Annotated in this window: 13 protein-coding genes and 1 pseudogene; 6 read left to right on the forward strand and 8 right to left on the reverse strand. The window is 70.3% G+C overall.

All coding sequences use genetic code 11. The features are described 5' to 3' along the window. Window positions 1-212: 212 nt before the first annotated feature. From ACF08M_RS08735 to ACF08M_RS08750, 4 genes are read left to right on the forward strand one after another with little or no spacing between them, the layout of a single operon-like run. Window positions 213-1,541 carry an ABC transporter substrate-binding protein gene (locus ACF08M_RS08735; RefSeq protein WP_392184537.1) on the forward strand — a complete coding sequence of 443 codons (1,329 nt, stop codon included), beginning with the start codon at window positions 213-215 and terminating at the stop codon, window positions 1,539-1,541. After that, a complete protein-coding gene (locus ACF08M_RS08740) occupies window positions 1,541-2,434 on the forward strand; it encodes a carbohydrate ABC transporter permease (protein ID WP_392184538.1) in 894 nt (297 codons plus the stop codon). The genes ACF08M_RS08735 and ACF08M_RS08740 overlap by 1 nt, the downstream gene beginning before the upstream one ends. Continuing rightward, on the forward strand, window positions 2,431-3,285 hold the full coding sequence (locus tag ACF08M_RS08745; RefSeq protein WP_392184539.1) for a carbohydrate ABC transporter permease: 855 nt from the start codon (window positions 2,431-2,433) through the stop codon (window positions 3,283-3,285). The genes ACF08M_RS08740 and ACF08M_RS08745 overlap by 4 nt, the downstream gene beginning before the upstream one ends. A gap of 35 nt (window positions 3,286-3,320) precedes the next feature. Further along, window positions 3,321-4,349: a hydroxyacid dehydrogenase gene (locus tag ACF08M_RS08750; RefSeq protein WP_392184540.1), complete on the forward strand. Its 1,029-nt coding sequence runs from the start codon at window positions 3,321-3,323 to the stop codon at window positions 4,347-4,349. A 328-nt stretch (window positions 4,350-4,677) separates the two neighbouring features. Here the strand turns inward: ACF08M_RS08750 and groL are convergent, their stop codons facing one another. The 4 genes from groL to ACF08M_RS08770 all read right to left on the reverse strand — a co-directional run bounded on the left by groL (window position 4,678) and on the right by ACF08M_RS08770 (window position 8,351). Further along, window positions 4,678-6,303: a chaperonin GroEL gene (gene groL / locus ACF08M_RS08755; RefSeq protein WP_392184541.1), complete on the reverse strand. Its 1,626-nt coding sequence runs from the start codon at window positions 6,301-6,303 to the stop codon at window positions 4,678-4,680. Between the two features lie 98 nt (window positions 6,304-6,401). After that, the gene (gene groES / locus ACF08M_RS08760) at window positions 6,402-6,710 is read right to left on the reverse strand and encodes a co-chaperone GroES (RefSeq protein ID WP_124716902.1); all 309 of its coding nucleotides are present in this window, start codon (window positions 6,708-6,710) and stop codon (window positions 6,402-6,404) included. A 280-nt stretch (window positions 6,711-6,990) separates the two neighbouring features. Continuing rightward, window positions 6,991-7,368: a hypothetical protein gene (locus tag ACF08M_RS08765; protein WP_392184542.1), complete on the reverse strand. Its 378-nt coding sequence runs from the start codon at window positions 7,366-7,368 to the stop codon at window positions 6,991-6,993. Next, window positions 7,365-8,351 carry a polysaccharide deacetylase family protein gene (locus tag ACF08M_RS08770; RefSeq protein ID WP_392184543.1) on the reverse strand — a complete coding sequence of 329 codons (987 nt, stop codon included), beginning with the start codon at window positions 8,349-8,351 and terminating at the stop codon, window positions 7,365-7,367. The genes ACF08M_RS08765 and ACF08M_RS08770 overlap by 4 nt, the downstream gene beginning before the upstream one ends. A gap of 82 nt (window positions 8,352-8,433) precedes the next feature. Between ACF08M_RS08770 and ACF08M_RS08775 the strand changes: the two genes are divergently transcribed. Beyond that, window positions 8,434-9,720, forward strand: coding sequence for a methyltransferase domain-containing protein (locus ACF08M_RS08775; RefSeq protein ID WP_392184802.1), 1,287 nt, complete (start codon window positions 8,434-8,436; stop codon window positions 9,718-9,720). Window positions 9,721-9,818: 98 nt separating this feature from the next. Here ACF08M_RS08775 and ACF08M_RS08780 read toward each other — a convergent pair. The 3 genes and pseudogenes from ACF08M_RS08780 to ACF08M_RS08790 all read right to left on the reverse strand — a co-directional run. Continuing rightward, window positions 9,819-10,043: pseudogene (locus ACF08M_RS08780) on the reverse strand (cupin); the annotation flags it as partial. Beyond that, window positions 10,039-10,404 carry a hypothetical protein gene (locus ACF08M_RS08785; protein ID WP_392184544.1) on the reverse strand — a complete coding sequence of 122 codons (366 nt, stop codon included), beginning with the start codon at window positions 10,402-10,404 and terminating at the stop codon, window positions 10,039-10,041. The pseudogene ACF08M_RS08780 and the gene ACF08M_RS08785, both read right to left, overlap by 5 nt. 51 nt (window positions 10,405-10,455) lie before the next feature. Then, on the reverse strand, window positions 10,456-11,121 hold the full coding sequence (locus tag ACF08M_RS08790; protein WP_392184545.1) for a hypothetical protein: 666 nt from the start codon (window positions 11,119-11,121) through the stop codon (window positions 10,456-10,458). Between the two features lie 99 nt (window positions 11,122-11,220). Between ACF08M_RS08790 and ACF08M_RS08795 the strand changes: the two genes are divergently transcribed. Continuing rightward, a complete protein-coding gene (locus tag ACF08M_RS08795; protein WP_392184546.1) occupies window positions 11,221-11,841 on the forward strand; it encodes a class I SAM-dependent methyltransferase in 621 nt (206 codons plus the stop codon). Between the two features lie 164 nt (window positions 11,842-12,005). On the opposite strand, the gene ACF08M_RS08800 is transcribed toward ACF08M_RS08795, so the two are convergent. Then, window positions 12,006-13,481, reverse strand: a complete 1,476-nt coding sequence (locus ACF08M_RS08800; protein WP_392184547.1) for an MFS transporter — start codon at window positions 13,479-13,481, stop codon at window positions 12,006-12,008. Window positions 13,482-13,524 lie beyond the last annotated feature (43 nt).

Below are 13,524 nucleotides of genomic sequence, written 5' to 3' on the forward strand. Positions count from 1 at the left end.
GCAGTCGTAGAGAGTGCGGCGGGCGTCGCAGACAGCGCGGCGGGCGCCACGACGGGCCCGTGCGCCCCTCACGCAGGGCATTCCGCAGCGCTTCCGTACGTAACTTATCTGATCTTTTTTCGATCAATCGCTCTTTCGCTCTTGACTTCGGTCACGGCTGGTCCAAGGATCACGGCCAACGCCAATGCCGTCGCCAGTTCAGGAGCCTCGCTGTGAGCCGCAGTTCGAGCAGAACATCCCTCGCCGTCGTCGGCGCCGCCACCGCCCTCGCCGTTCTCACGGCCTGTGGCGGCAGCGGCGACGACAAATCCGCCGCCGGAAGCGACGGAAAGCCCGTCAGCATCACCTTCTGGGGCTGGACCAAGGGGTCCAAGGAGGTCGTTGACGCGTTCAACGCCTCGCACAAGAACATCAAGGTGGTGTACGAGGAGATCCCGTCCGGCAACGCGGGCGGGTACGCCAAGATCTCCAACGCTGTGAAGGCGGGCAACGCCCCCGACCTGGTCTCCATCGAGTACCCGCAGCTTCCGGAGTACGTCAGTCAGGGCGCGCTCCAGGACATCGGCCAGTACTTCACCGACGACATCAAGAAGAAGCTGCTGCCGCAGGCAGTCGAACTGACGACGCTCGGCGGCAAGAACTGGGCCGTCCCCTTCGACGCCTCGCCGCAGTCGTTCTACTACCGCAAGGACCTGTTCGAGAAGTACGGCGTCGAGGTCCCCAAGACCTGGGACGAGTTCCGCAAGGCCGCCGAGAAGATCAAGAAGGCCGACAAGAAGGCCCGCATCGGAACCTTCTTCCCCGATGACCCGACCACGTTCCAGGCGATGGCCTGGCAGGCCGGCGCCCAGTGGTACAAGCCCGAGGGCGACACCTGGAAGGTCAGCACGGCCGACGCGGCCACCAACAAGGTCGCCGACTACTGGCAGGGTCTGCTCGACGACGACCTGATCCGCGCCAACGCCTCGTTCAGCCCGGAGTGGACCAACTCCCTCAAGAACGGCGGCACCGTCGGCTACCTCGGCGCCGCCTGGGGCGCGGGCGTCCTCAAGGGCACGCTGCCCGAGCAGAGCGGCAAGTGGGCGGTCGCCCCGATGCCCAGCTGGGACGGCAAGCCGGCCAGCGGGATGCTCGGCGGCTCCACCTTCGCGGTGCCGAAGACCAGCAAGAAGGCCGAGGCCGCGGTCGAGTTCGCCACCTGGATGTCGACCACCGAGGAAGGCATCAAGGCCCGCATCGAGTCCGGCACATCGAGCGCCTTCCCGGCCGCGGCGGCGCTGCGCCCGGTGGCCAAGAAGTCCTTCGACGCCGGCTTCTACGGCGGCGAGGACATCTACCAGGTGTTCGAGGGCGCCGCGACATCGATCAGCCAGAACTGGAACTGGGGCCCGACGACCGGCACCACGAACACCACCATGAAGGACCAGTTCGGCAAGGTCGCGAGCGGCGGCACCACCATCAAGGACGCGGTGAAGGCCGGGCACGACGCCACGGTCGCCGAGCTGAAGAAGCGCGGTCTGAAGGTCGAGGACGCAGGCTGATGAAACGCGCCCGGACGACCAGAGCCGCCGCCATCCTGCTGGGGCCCTTCTTCGTACTGTTCACCGTGGCCATGGTGCTGCCGATCGGATACGCGGTCTGGCTCAGCCTGTTCACCGAGAAACAGTCCGGCCTGGGCTTCGGCGGCACCGAGACCGTCTTCAGCGGACTCGACAACTACATGGCGGCCCTGGGCGACCGGGCGTTCCGCGAGGGCTTCGGCGTACTCCTCGGTTACTGCCTCTTCTACATTCCGCTGCTGCTCATCGGGGCCCTCGCCCTCGCCCTGCTGCTGGACTCCGCGCTGGCCCGCGCCCGCCGGTTCTTCCAGCTCGCGCTCTTCCTGCCGCACGCCGTGCCCGGCATCATCGCCGCGCTGATCTGGGTCTACCTCTACACGCCCCAGCTCAGCCCGGTGGTCAGCGCCATGGAGTCCGGCGGCATCGGCTTCGACTTCTTCTCGCCCGAAGGCGCCCTCCCCTCCGTCGTCAACATCGCCCTGTGGGAGTGGCTCGGCTACAACATGGTGATCTTCTACGCCGCGTTGCAGGCCATCGACCGCTCCGTACTCGAAGCGGCCACGGTCGACGGAGCCGGTGCCTGGCGCATCGCGGTCGGCATCAAGGTCCCGTTGATCCGCGCGTCGGTCGTGATGGTCGCGCTGTTCACGGTCATCGGCTCGCTCCAGCTGTTCACCGAGCCGCTGATCCTCAACATGGGGACCGGCTCCGCCGTCACCTCCACCTGGACGCCGAACATGTACGCGTACACCGCGGCCTTCGGACGCAACGACTACGGTCTCGCCGCGGCCTCCTCCATCCTGCTGGCGCTCGCGGCCGCGCTGCTGTCCTTCGTCGTCACCCGCTTCACCGGCCGGAAGGGCAAGAAAGCATGAACTCCCCCGCCTCCCGAAGCCGCTGGATGTCGAAGACCGCGGTCAACGGCTTCCTCCTGCTCGCCGTCGTCTACATGCTCTTTCCCCTCGTCTGGCTGGTCACCGCCGCCACGAAGGACACCGGCGGGCTGCTCGCGGGCAACGCGTTCTCCTTCGAGGGCTTCAACCTCGGCGAGAACCTGTCGAACCTGGCCTCCTACGGCGACGGCATCTACTTCCGCTGGTACCTCAACAGCCTCCTGTACGCGGGCGTCGGCGCGCTCGTCTGCTCGCTGATCTGCGTGGCCGCGGGATATGCCTTCGACAAGTACGAGTTCCGGGGCAAGGAGAAGCTGTTCGGCCTCGTGCTGATGGGCGTGCTCGTCCCGACGACCGCGCTCGCCCTGCCGATGTACCTGCTGGCCTCCAAGACCGGTCTGGTCAACACCTACTGGTCCGTGCTGATCCCGGTGCTCGTCAACCCGTTCGGCGTGTATCTCTCCCGGGTGTTCAGCACCGGCTACATACCGGACGAGGCCCTGGAAGCCGCCCGTATCGACGGCGCCGGTGAGCTGCGCGTCTTCTGGTCCATCGGGCTGCGCATGCTCATGCCTGGCTTCGTGACCGTCTTCCTCTTCCAGTTCACCGCGATCTGGAACAACTTCTTCCTCCCCCTCGTGATGCTCTCGGACCGCAAGCTCTTCCCGCTGAGCCTCGGCCTGTACTCCTGGAACACCAACACCCACGGCGAGCCGAGCTTCTATCCGCTCGTCGTCACCGGCTCCCTCCTCGCCGTCATCCCCCTGATCGTCGCCTTCGTCTCGCTCCAGCGGCACTGGAAGGCCGGTCTGACCGCCGGAAGCGTCAAGTGACTCTCGCGCGAGCCCTGAGGAGTACGAGTTCCCCCATGCCCCACGCCACCGACACCCGGCCGACCGCCCTGCTCGCGATGGGCCCCGGCATCGACGCACGTCTCCTCGCCGACCGCCACCGCACCCGGCTGGCCGCCCTCACCCGCACCGACCCGCACCTCGTCGCCCACGACCTGGCCGACCCGACACCCGAGGTGGCCGCCGCGCTCGCCGATGCCGAGGTGCTGTTCACCTGCTGGGGTGCGACGCCGCTCACCGCCGAGGTGCTGGCGGCCGCGCCCCGGCTGCGGGCCGTGGTGCACGCAGCCGGTTCCGTGAAGCACCACATCACGGACGCCTGCTGGGAGCGCGGCATCGCCGTCACCTCGGCGGCCGGGGCCAACGCGCTGCCGGTCGCCGAATTCACCCTCGCCGCGATCCTGTTCGCGAACAAGCGTGTCCTGCACTCCGCCGACCGCTACCGCGCCCTGCGCACCGAACACGACTGGCTCGCGGAGCTGGACGGCTCCGGCAACTACCGGCGTACGGTCGGCGTCGTCGGCGCCTCGCGCATCGGCCGCCGGGTGATCGAGCTGCTGCGCCCCTTCGATCTGGACGTCCTGCTGTACGACCCGTACGTGGACGGTGCTCAGGCGGCTCGGCTCGGTGTCCGGCTCACCTCGCTCGACGAGCTGTGCACGAACAGTTCGGTCGTCTCGGTGCACGCGCCGCAGCTCCCGGAGACGCACCACATGATCGGCGCCGCGCAACTGTCGGCCATGGCGACCGGGACGACCCTGATCAACACAGCGCGGGGTTCGCTGGTCGACGAGGAGGCGCTGCTGCCCGAGCTGACGAGCGGGCGGCTGCACGCGGTGCTGGATGTGACGGAGCCCGAACTTCCGCCCGCGCACTCGCCGTTGTACGAGCTGCCGAATGTGCTGCTCACTCCGCATGTCGCGGGTTCGCTGGGCAATGAGCTGCACCGGATGGCCGACGAGGCGCTGGACGAGCTGGAGCGGTACGTGCAGGGGCGGCCGTTCGCGGACCCGGTCAGGGCGGGAGTGCTGCCGCGCTCGGCGTGACGCCGGGCCCACTGCTCCGTCGCCGGGCCCGCCCGGGGATCCCACGATCCCGGGGCGGGCCCGCTGCGTTCCCCGGGCGGGCGCCGATGTGGGCGGCACGTGCCGAGGCCCGGTACCCCGCGACGGGGTACCGGGCCTCAGAGCCTGTCGGGTGACCTCTGATCGGGCGGCCACGCCCTGGCACGCACGCTTCCCGCGTTGCCGAAATGCCCAAGTAGCTCCGCTACGAGGACATCCCGGCGCCTTGGAATCGCACGCACCAGACCGCGTCCGCTACCCGATCGAAGGTCACCCGACAGGCTCTCAGTGGCTGGGTGGGGCTACGGCGTCAGTGCGCGTGACCGTGGCCGCCGTGACCGGCCTCGGCCTCTTCCTCGGCCGGCTTCTCGACGACCAGCGTCTCGGTCGTGAGCAGCAGCGACGCGATGGACGCGGCGTTCTCCAGCGCGGAGCGGGTGACCTTGACCGGGTCGATGACGCCGGCCTTCACCAGGTCGCCGTACTCGCCGGTCGCGGCGTTGAAGCCCTGGCCCTTGTCGAGGTCGGCGACCTTCGAGGTGATGACGTAGCCCTCGAGGCCGGCGTTCTCGGCGATCCAGCGCAGCGGCTCGGCGGCGGCGCGGCGCACGACCGCGACACCGGTGGCCTCGTCGCCGGTCTTGTCGAGGTTGCCCTCCAGGACCTTGACGGCGTGGACCAGAGCGGAGCCACCACCGGAGACGATGCCCTCCTCGACCGCGGCGCGGGTCGCGGAGATGGCGTCCTCCAGACGGTGCTTCTTCTCCTTGAGCTCCACCTCGGTGGCGGCGCCGACACGGATCACGCACACGCCGCCGGCCAGCTTCGCGAGGCGCTCCTGGAGCTTCTCGCGGTCCCAGTCGGAGTCCGTGGCCTCGATCTCGGCCTTGATCTGGTTGACCCGGCCCTTGACGTCGCCGGGCTCGCCGCCGCCGTCCACGATCGTCGTGTCGTCCTTGGAGACGGTGACGCGGCGGGCGGTGCCCAGCACGTCCAGACCGGCCTGGTCGAGCTTGAGGCCGACCTCCTCGGCGATGACGGTCGCACCGGTGAGGGTGGCGATGTCGCCGAGCATGGCCTTGCGGCGGTCACCGAAGCCCGGGGCCTTCACCGCGACGGCGTTGAAGGTGCCACGGATCTTGTTGACGACCAGGGTCGACAGGGCCTCGCCCTCGACGTCCTCGGCGATGATCAGCAGCGGCTTGGAGCCACCGGCCTGGATGACCTTCTCCAGCAGCGGGAGCAGCTCCTGGATCGCGCCGATCTTGCCCTGGTGGATCAGGATGTACGGGTCGTCGAGGACGGCCTCCATACGCTCCTGGTCGGTCACCATGTACGGGGACAGGTAGCCCTTGTCGAAGGCCATGCCCTCGGTGAAGTCGAGGTCCAGACCGAAGGTGTTGGACTCCTCGACGGTGATGACGCCGTCCTTGCCGACCTTGTCCATCGCCTCGGCGATGAGCTCGCCGACCTGCGGGTCCTGCGCGGAGAGCGCGGCCACGGCGGCGATGTCGGTCTTGTCGTCGATCGGGCGGGCGGTCGCGAGGAGCTCCTCGGACACGGCCTTGACCGCGGCGTCGATGCCCTTCTTCAGGGCGGCCGGGGACGCACCCGCGGCGACGTTGCGCAGACCCTCGCGGACGAGCGCCTGGGCCAGCACGGTGGCGGTGGTCGTACCGTCACCCGCGACGTCGTTGGTCTTGGTCGCCACCTCCTTCACCAGCTGGGCACCGAGGTTCTCGTACGGGTCGTCGAGCTCGACCTCGCGCGCGATGGTGACACCGTCGTTGGTGATGGTGGGAGCGCCGAACTTCTTGTCGATGACGACGTTGCGGCCCCTGGGGCCGATCGTCACCTTGACCGTGTCGGCAAGCTTGTTGACGCCGCGCTCAAGGGCGCGACGGGCGTCCTCGTCGAACTTCAGGATCTTCGCCATGGGAGCTGAGCTTTCCTCTCGAACGAACTGCGCCCCCGGCCGCCCGGCTGGTTATTCGCGGGGGCCAGGGGCGCAGAACAGAAGCAAACGTGGGTGAATTACTTCTCGACGATCGCGAGCACGTCGCGGGCCGAGAGGACGAGGTACTCCTCGCCGTTGTACTTCACCTCGGTGCCGCCGTACTTGCTGTAGAGCACGACGTCGCCGGTCTTGACGTCGAGCGGAAGGCGCTCGCCGTTCTCGAAGCGGCCCGGGCCCACGGCCAGGACGACGCCCTCCTGGGGCTTCTCCTTGGCGGTGTCCGGAATGACCAGGCCGGAGGCCGTGGTCTGCTCGGCGTCGAGCGGCTGGACCACAATGCGGTCCTCGAGCGGCTTGATCGCAACCTTGGTGCTGGCGGTCGACACGATCCGGTCTCCCCCTTCGGAGATCTCACGGGGTAACAGTCTTTGGGTGGCGACCAGGTGGATCCGTCGTCGCGGGTGCCGGACCTGCCAGTCGCACAGTACTGCTGGCACTCTCCAGTGGTGAGTGCCAGCACCGAGACTATGACCGCGATTAGCACTCGGTCAAGCGGAGTGCCAATCCAGCCAGTCGTGGCGTCGGAAAATCCCCGCCCGGGAGCGAGCGGTCCGGATCCTGGTGGCGCTCCTGCTGTACGTGGCGACGGCACTGGCCGGGCGGGGACTACCGCCGCTCGCACCCGGCGCCGGGCGCCACCCCTTCGGACGGTCCCGGCCGGTCCGGCCACCAGTGCCTCAGCGGCGGTGACGACGACGAGTGCCCGGACTCCGGCGGCCGGCCGCAGACGATGACACCCGGTGACCCCGGCGCCCCGTGGTCGCCGTGGTTGCCATGGCCGCCGTGGTCGCCATGGGCGCCGTGGCCGCCATGCGGACGCGCCTGCGGGCCCGCCGCGGGGGCCGGCCGGGGGTGCGTCATTTTCTGTGCGGCCTTGCGGCCCAGCCGTTCGATCGGGTCCACCGACTGCGCGCACCCGGCGGTGGCGGTCAGGAGCGCACCGGCCAGCAGCAGCCCGGTGAGCAGCCGGTACGCCCTTCTCATACGTAGTCTTCCAGCCGGGCCACGGCGTACCCCTTGTCCGTGACGGTCTTCATGACCGCGCGGACCAGGTCGGCCATGCTGCCGTCCCACTCCTTCCGTCCCCGGAAGTGCGTGAGGATGATGTCGCCGGGGTGCAGGTCCTGGTCCAACTCGCGCCACTCCATGTGGTCCGGGAACGCCTCCGCGTTCCAGAGCGGCACGGCCTTGATGCCGCAGGACTTGGCGATCCGGAGCGTGTCGCCGTTGTAGTTGCCGTAGGGCGGCCGGAAGAGGGCGGGGCGCTTCCCGAACTGTTTCTCGATGATGGCCTGCTGGTCGCAGATCTCGCGCTCCTGCTCGCGGTACGAGAGACCGGGCAGGTAGGGGTGGTTGAGCGTGTGGTTGTTGAGGCCGACGCCCAGCCGCTGCGCCTCCCCGAAGTACCCGTAGTTGTCGCGCACCTCGTAGTCGCTGAGGAAGGCGCTGTACGGGATGTCCAGCTCGTCCATCATCTGCAGCAGTTCGGGGTCCTTCTCGGCTCCGTCGTCCATCGTCAGGAAGACGACCCGGTCCTCGGTCGGGACGGTGGTGAAGACCGGCGGCAGGGAGTCGTCGCCGCCCTCCACCTCGAAACCCTTCCGGGTGGTGATGTGCGGTTTGACGGCGGGCGGCGGGGGCGCGATCAGCGGGGGCCCGGCCAGCCCCCACTTCTTGGCGAGGGCCGCACGTACGGCCGGGCCGAACTTCGCGTTCTCATAGGACCCGGCGGGTGCGCGGCCCTGGGCGCCCGGCTGCCCGGAGCCGCCCGGCTGTCCGGCGGACGGCCGGGTCCGGCGTTCGTCGGCCCCGGAGGCACAGCCGGAGCCGACGGCGGCGATCAGGAGCGCGGCCAGGACCGCGCGGGCCGGCCGATGCCCGCCGGGGCCGCGCCCGCGCCGGGGTCCGCGCGCACCCGATTCGCCATAGTCCATGATAAATTTTTCCTTTTGTCGCACAAGACGCATGGCGTCGCATCCTGCCAGCACGGGCGAGGCGCTCCGGCCCGACACCTCCGCCGGGTCCACCGGTCAACCCGGCTGGCTCACAATGGGGCGGGTGAACGCACTCGCCCCGAACGACCCGAACGACCCGCCAAGCGGCCATGGCCGCCCGGCCGACGCCGACGGCCCCCTCGCCGCCTTCATGGCCCTGCGTACCCCCGAGGGCACGGCGCTCCTGGACGAGCTGCGGTCGTACGATCCCGCCCAGGAGCTCGCCACCGCCACCCGGCTGCGCCGCACCCACCCGGCCCCCCTGGTCTCGGCGGCCCTGGGGCAGGCGCGGCTGCGGCAGCGGGCGGTGGCGAAGTTCGGCGCCGAGGACGCGTACCGGATGTTCTTCACACCGAACGGCGTCGAGCAGGCGACCCGTACGTCGGTGGCGACCCATCGTGCACGGCGGTTCGTGGCGGCCGGCGGGGTGCGGAGCGTCGCCGACCTCTGCTGCGGGATCGGCGGCGACGCGATCGCGCTGGCGCGGGCGGGCATCTCCGTCCTCGCCGTGGACCGCGACCCGCTGACCGCCGAGGTGGCCCGCGCCAACGCCGCCGCGCTCGGGCTGGACGGTCTCATCGAGGTGCGGTGCGCCGATGTCACCGAGATCGACACCTCGCCGTACGACGCGGTCTTCGTCGACCCCGCCCGGCGCGGCGGCAGGGGCAGGATCTTCGACCCCGAGGCGTACTCGCCGCCGCTCTCCTGGGCGACCGGCGCGGCGCTGGGCGCCCCCCGCGCCGCACTGAAGATCGCCCCCGGCATCCCGCACGAGGCGATCCCGGCGCGCGCGGAGGCCGAGTGGATCTCGGACGGCGGCGATGTGAAGGAGGCCGTGCTCTGGTTCGGCGAGGGCTTCGCACCCGGTTCGTACCGGGCCACCGTGCTTCCGGCCGATGCCACCCTGTGGTCCGCGGCCCCGCTGCCCGCCCCGCCCGTCGGACCGGTCGGCCGCTATCTGTACGAGCCGGACGGCGCCGTCATCCGCGCCCACCTGGTCGCCGACATCGTGGCGCGGTGCGACGGCCGGCTGATCGACGAGACCATCGCGTACGTCACGAGCGACGAGCCGTACGACTCCCCCTACACCGCCGGGTACGAGATCACCGACCGGCTGCCGTTCAGCATGAAGAGGCTGAAGGCGCTGCTCCGGGAGCGGAAGGTCGGCGTCCTGACGGTGAAGAAGCGCGGCTCGGCCGTCGAACCGGAGGAGCTGCGCCGCAGGATGAAGCTCCAGGGGCCGAACTCCGCGACGGTCTTCCTGACCCGGGTGGCCGGAGCCCCGACGATGCTGATCGGCCACCCGGTGACCGGCCGGCCCACGCCGCCGAAGATGCCTTAGACCGCGCCCTGCACGGCCAGTTGGCATGTGTGCCGGCCATGAGAAGTGGACGGTGACAACGGATTGTTCCGGACAGACTGTGCCGGACCACCCTGCGGTCAGCGAGTGTCGGTGCGCTTTTCGAGGCGGGTGCCGTGGCGAGAGGTGATCGACATCAGGTCGCTGGGGGCGTCCAGTTCCAGGCGGTGCCAGCGGCCGCGAGGGACGATCACTGCGGTGCCCGCCATCAGTCGCACCATCTCCTCGGTGCCGTCGGGGGCGGCGGGGCGGAAGTAGAGACGCGCACCGCCGGTCAGGCAGCACACCGCTCCCGCACCTTCAGGCCAGGTCGGTCAGGTCCTCGGCGTACACCTGCGAGAGCGGCTGCGGACCCACGTACTGCTGGCAGTTGCACCGGTCCGACTCGAAGCGGACCGGCTTCTTGGACTCGTCCCAGGCCGTCGGCACCTCGACCCGCTCATGGCACTTGCCCTGTTTGTCATGCTTGGCGAGATGGTGTGTGCAGCCGCAGACCGGCTCCGGTGGCCGCTGGGCCGCTTCGACCGCCAGCCGCTCCTGCCTGGACACCTCCAGCAGCTCCAGCTTGCGGGTGTGCCGATTGCGCAGTGCGGTACGGACGTTGTCGACGGCCCATCCGAAGCCGCCCGTCCAGAAGATGATGAGGACCCACCAGTACCACTCCATGCGACGCTCCCCCTTGCGTGGCCCAGGTATCCGGACAGGATAGGTCCGGGCTCAGCGGTGCGCACCGCCCCCGACGGAGAACAGCGGCTCCGGAGCGCGCGCCCCGATCAGCACCCGCAGCACCCAACGGCGGTGGGCGAGCGCCTTGGTGATGCCGACCAGTCCGACGATCCAGCCGGTCATCCCGAGCCCCACGACCAGGGCGACCAGCCCGAAACTGCCCCGGGTCGCCTCGTCGGTCGCCGGGACGGCGACGCACACGTACAGCCCGAGTGCGCACAGCGCGAAGGACATCAGCAGCCAGACGAGGCTGATGCCCGGCATCCGCAAGCGCGCGTCGCGCACCGGATCACGGTCCAACTCACCCCAGGTGGCGAGCAGTCGGCGGATTTCGCGGTCCCGGAGCACACCGGCGACGACGAAGACGATCGCGGGCACCGCGCAGCAGGCGCCCATGCCGGCGAGGATCACACCGATCAGGGCGCTGAAGATGTCGTAGGTCTCCCCCAGCGTGATGAGCGCCGCGGCCACCAGCGACCAGCCGATCGCGAAGAGCGCTCCCCACAGCCACAGCACCACCAGCCGTCCCGGTGAGACATGCCTCCTCGCCAATTCTCCGAGCACTACGGCGCGGTCGGTGAGCAGCGCCTCCCGGTCGGGCCAGGTGCGTACCTCCACGGGCGGTGGCGGCGGCGGCAGTTGTGCGTGGTGAAACATGGGCCAGACCCTACCGACCGCGCACCCGCCCCCGCTGGCGGCATGGTGCGCCGGGGCCGCCGCGGTGCCATGCTGGAGAGGGACACACGGAGGTTCGCGATGGGGTTCTATGTCGAACGGGTCGTGCCCCGGATCGCCGATGCGGTCGGCGGAATGAAGTCGGTCGAGCCGTTGCGGCGCCGGGTCTGCGAAGGTCTGTACGGGGAGATCATCGAGATCGGGTTCGGTTCCGGGCACAACGTTCCGTTCTACCCGGATGCCGTCACCGATGTGGCCGCGGTCGAGCCGTCCGATCTCGGCTGGAAGCTGGCCCGCGACCGGATCGACGCGGGGCACACACCGGTACGGCGGGCCTGTCTGGACAGTCAGTACCTGCCGTTCGAGGACGACACCTTCGACGGCGCCCTGTCGACGTGGGCGCTGTGCACCATCCCCGATGCCGACGCGGCACTTCGCGAGGTGCGCCGGGTCCTCAAGCCCGGTGCGACCCTGCATTTCCTGGAGCACGGTCTGGCGCCGGAGGAGGACGAGAACGTACGCCGCTGGCAACGCCGCCTCGACCCGATGGAGCGGCGGCTCTTCGCCGGGTGCCGTCTGACCCGGCCGGTCGCCGAGATGCTGACGGCCGCGGGGTTCACGATCGTCGATCTCGACGTGTTCTACGCAGAGGGCGTACCGAAGGCGATGAGGGCCTACTCGATGGGCGTCGCCGCGCCCTGAGGGAGCGAGCGGGGGCCGGACGGGGCGGGCGGAGCCGGTCTGTCCCGGAGCCGACCGCACCGGCGCCCTCATCGCCGCCCTCATGAGCCCGGACCACCCGGTGTGCCGACAGCTCCACCGGAATTCTTCTGAGAATCTTCCGGGGCGGCCACCGGAGCAGCTGCTCAGTCGGCCGCCGGAGCGGTCGACGGGCCGACTGCCGGAGCGGTCCGCGCGTCCGCCGGAGCGGCCGGCGCGCCTGCCGCGGCGGCGGGCCGCGCGCGTGCCGGGAGCAGCACCAGGGCCGTCAGCGCCGCCACCGCGAGCAGGCCGGCGCAGACCCAGAACGCCGCCGAGTATCCCGCCGCGAGATCGGCCGGCCGGCCCCCGTCGCCGGTGACCTGGGCGGCGACGGTGACCAGGACCGCGAGCCCCAGCGAGCCGCCCACCTGGCGGGCGCTGTTCAGCAGTCCGGAGGCCATCCCCGTCTCGTCGGGCGCGACATCGGTCGTGGCCGCGGTGCCCAGTGGTACGAAGCAGATCCCGAATCCGAAGCTGCCGACCAGGGACGGGACGAGGATCGAGAGCAGGAAGCCGCCGTCCGCCCGCGCCGTCGCCGCGTACCCGGCGAGGCCGAGCGCGGCGAGGCCGGCGCCCGCCGCCAGCAGCCGCCGGGTGCCGAACGTCGCGACCGTACGGGTGGCGACGATCGAGCCCGCGACGATGCCCGCCGTGAATGGCAGGAAGGCGGCACCGGCGGCGGTGGGTCCGTAGCCGAGCACCAGCTGCATGTAGAGCGAGACGAAGTAGAACGCGGCGAACTGCCCCGAGCTCAGCAGCAGGACGAAGAGGTTCGCGGTCAGGACCGGGCGGCCCTTCAGCAGGCCCGGACGGAGCAGCGGGGTCCTGGTCCGCAGCTCGACGGCGACGAAGGCGGCCAGCAGGAGCACGGCAGACCCGAGCGTGCCCAGCGTCCGGGCGGACCCCCACGGGTGGGTGGACGTGCCGACGAGTCCGAGGACCAGCAGCGTCGTACCGGCGGTGGCCAGCAGTGCTCCGGCCACATCGATCCGGGCACCGGCCTTGGCGGGGCGGCTCTCCAGTCCGGTGCGGGCGGTCCCCACCAGCGCGAACAGCACGATCGGCACATTCACCAGCATCACCGCGCGCCAGCCCGCCGCATCGGTGAGCAGCCCGCCGGCGAGCACCCCGACCGCGCCGCCCGCCGCGCCGGCCATGCCCCACAGCCCCAGGGCGCGGGAGCGGGCGGGCCCGGCCGGGAAGGCGAGGGCGATCAGGGCGAAGGCGACCGGGGCGAGCGCGGCCGCGCCGATCCCCTGGACCGCCCGCGCGGCGATCAGCCCGCCGGGCGACCACGCGAGTCCGCCGAGCAGGCTCGCGCCGCCGAACAGCACCAGGCCCGCTGTCAGGATCCGGCGGCTGCCGATCAGGTCGGAGAGCCGTCCGCCGAGCATCAGCAGTCCGCCGAAGGCCAGCGCATAGGCATTCACCACCCAGAGGAGCCCTTCCGGGGTGAAGTCGAGATCGCTGCGCATGTCCGGCAGCGCGACGTTCACCACGGACATGTCCAACGCCACCATGAACTGCACGATGAGGGCCACCACCAGCAGCCAACGCTCATGCCGTGACTGGTCGTTCACGACTTCCCCTTCCTCGGAGATCACTCGGTACTGTCATTACTAT

The sequence above is a fragment of the Streptomyces sp. NPDC015032 genome (assembly GCF_043080425.1).
Taxonomy (GTDB): domain Bacteria; phylum Actinomycetota; class Actinomycetes; order Streptomycetales; family Streptomycetaceae; genus Streptomyces.